The sequence below is a fragment of the Curtobacterium sp. VKM Ac-2887 genome (assembly GCF_015350935.1).
In the GTDB taxonomy this organism is placed as follows: domain Bacteria; phylum Actinomycetota; class Actinomycetes; order Actinomycetales; family Microbacteriaceae; genus Curtobacterium.
Genome location: NZ_JADKSB010000054.1, coordinates 1 through 493, shown reverse-complemented (window position 1 = coordinate 493; position 493 = coordinate 1). Strand labels below are relative to the sequence as shown.

Annotated in this window: 1 protein-coding gene; it reads right to left on the bottom strand. The window is 64.3% G+C overall.

Annotation, left to right across the window (positions count from 1 at the left end; all coding sequences use genetic code 11):
* On the bottom strand, nucleotides 1–443 hold a 443-nt coding region (locus tag ITJ69_RS20205; RefSeq protein ID WP_228549990.1), incomplete at its 3' end, for a helix-turn-helix transcriptional regulator.
* Nucleotides 444–493 lie beyond the last annotated feature (50 nt).

The following is a 493-nucleotide window of genomic DNA, read 5'->3' as shown; positions in this document are numbered from 1 at the left end:
AGGTCGGCTCTGAGGAGTGTCGGGTCCCTGTCGGGTGGTACTTCGTCCAGGATCTCGAGGTGGGTGATTCGGCTGATACGGAACCCGCGGATCGCGTGGCGGAGTCGGCACCAGCCGGTGAGCAGCCAGGCATCGCCTGCGCGAAGCAGGCCCATTGTCTCGACGTCACGAACAGTGCTGGTGGTGTGGTCCGGGCTACCGTCCTCGGCTTCACCTGTGTAGGAGAGCCGTACTACTCGCTTCGCGGCGATCACGTCTGACAGAATTCCGAGCGAGACGGCGTCATGCGTTTCGGCGGCGGCTTCATTGACGTGGATCGTCCCGAGGACCTCTTGCACGGGCTCGCGATGGTCTTCGTTCATGATGGCGGCGATCTTGGCACGTGCGCGACGAGCGGCCCCCTGATACGGCGACGACTCGAGCAGGGCGAGCCCGGCGAGCATCGCTAGCGATTCTGCGGCAGACAGATTCAACGGTGGCAGGGAGTAGTCCG